Annotated in this window: 2 protein-coding genes; both read left to right on the top strand. The window is 47.7% G+C overall.

Going from position 1 to position 1,814, the window contains the following annotated elements; all coding sequences use genetic code 11:
• Nucleotides 1-841: LysR family transcriptional regulator (locus tag KJA68_RS08305; RefSeq protein ID WP_213036473.1), on the top strand; the 841-nt coding region annotated here is incomplete at its 5' end.
• A gap of 686 nt (nucleotides 842-1,527) precedes the next feature.
• Nucleotides 1,528-1,814 (top strand): hypothetical protein (locus KJA68_RS08300; RefSeq protein ID WP_213036472.1); only part of this gene is annotated, 287 nt, incomplete at its 3' end.

Genomic DNA, 1,814 nt, shown 5'->3' with positions numbered 1-1,814 from the left:
TGTATCTCGGGCGGCTGAGCGTGTCTTTCTAAGCCAGTCAGCCATGAGTAATGCACTGAAGCGATTACGTGAGATGCTTGAGGACCCCATCCTGGTGCGCGGTGCCAAAGGGATGCAACCGACGCCACGCGCCCTTGCTTTGGAAGCGCCAGTGCGCTCCATCCTGCAACAAGTGGTTCGTACCATACAGCCCGCACAGCCCTTTGAACCAGACACCTCGCGAGCACGATTTATTATTGGTATGAATGACTACAGCGAGAATATCGTTCTACCGGCGTTAGCGGCGTGCCTACGCCAGTCAGCGCCACATGTTGAGCTTATTGCACATATGCTAACAGCAGAGGACCCCGAGCCTTTATTAGAAACCGGACAGCTCAGTTTGATCATTGGCACAGAGGTGTACAGCAAACATTCCAAGCGATTGCGCTCTGAAAATTGGATCAGTGACCGGCTGGTTTGCCTAGTCAGTCAGGACCACCCGTTGGCAACCAGTCAGCATTTAAACCTCAAACAATTCGAGGAATTACGTCATGTTTATCCCTCGCCCTTGGGTTTGCGAACGAATATTGTGGAAACCTGGCTTGCCGAGCAGGGGGTACAACGATCTATCGCAGTAACGACGCGAAGTTATTGGGTAGCTGCACAAATTGTCAGCGGAAGCGACTACCTACTGAGTGTTCCATTCCGCGTTGCGACAAAGCTAATGAATCATTTTTCCCTCTGTCTCCTGGAGCCGCCTAAAGGGTTTCCAGGTTTTAGGTTAAATCTCATTTGGCACCCTTTATATGAAGGAAATCCCGAAACTCAGTGGGTATTGAATCAAGTGCGTAAGCTATTTTAAGTTATACTCAAATGCCAGCCTGCCTTAGCCCGTCCAGTTGAGGCATTTAGGCGATCGAGTATTTTAAAGCATTGATTTCTTCTATGGACAAGGTAATGATTGCATTTACTTGTCTTTGTGCGGTAGCAAATGTACTTTGTTACTGTTCTTCTGCTACATAATATATTGATTTATTGTATTGAAGTATTTGGATTGTTTGTAGCCAAAGCAGATTTGTGGTGATAGCTGGTGGATTTGAACCATCAGTTTTTACGTTGTTAATATTACGCCTTAACTACCAGGCTATATATCACCTGAAATTGTAGTTATTGCCTTACTTAGGACAAATAGGAAGCACTTTGAATATCGGTAGTGCCAGCAGATACAGCAGATTAGACTAATTCCATTGGTTTAGAATGTAAAATTCATTTGTTTAAGGGTAGAAATTATGACTGACGCAGAAAATTTTGTTGTATTGGCACCTTATGAATCCATGAGTTTTGTAAATCTTGTGGCGAAAGTGGGAATTACTGCAAAAATTCCTGATGACAGTGGGCCAACAGGAGAAACTGGGCCCACGGGACCAACAGGAGAAACCGGGCCCACGGGACCAACAGGTGAAACTGGACCAACTGGGTCAACGGGCGCAACAGGAGAAACCGGGCCAACCGGGCCAACCGGGCCAACAGGGCCATCGGGAGCAACAGGTGAAACTGGACCAACAGGGGGAGTTGGAGGAACTGGGGGAACTGGAGGAGCTGGGTAGGCCCAGGTTAATTGGGAAATATGACAGATGGTGGACAGGTTGCTTTGTGACTATCCGCCATCATGTGAGTTGGTTCTGCTGTGCGGGATGCAAGTGGCTTCCATGCATCCCGGTTTTTCGCGCAAATCGAACAGATTTGAACCTTCTTACCGGTCGCACCAGGCAATATTGTCGATGTATCTGGGATGCTCGGTTCGGGGTGTCTCCGGATCGTTCAGAAGTGATAAG

The sequence above is a fragment of the Candidatus Nitrotoga fabula genome (genome assembly GCF_905221025.1).
Lineage (GTDB): Bacteria > Pseudomonadota > Gammaproteobacteria > Burkholderiales > Gallionellaceae > Nitrotoga > Nitrotoga fabula.
This window is presented reverse-complemented; position numbering and strand designations above follow the sequence as displayed.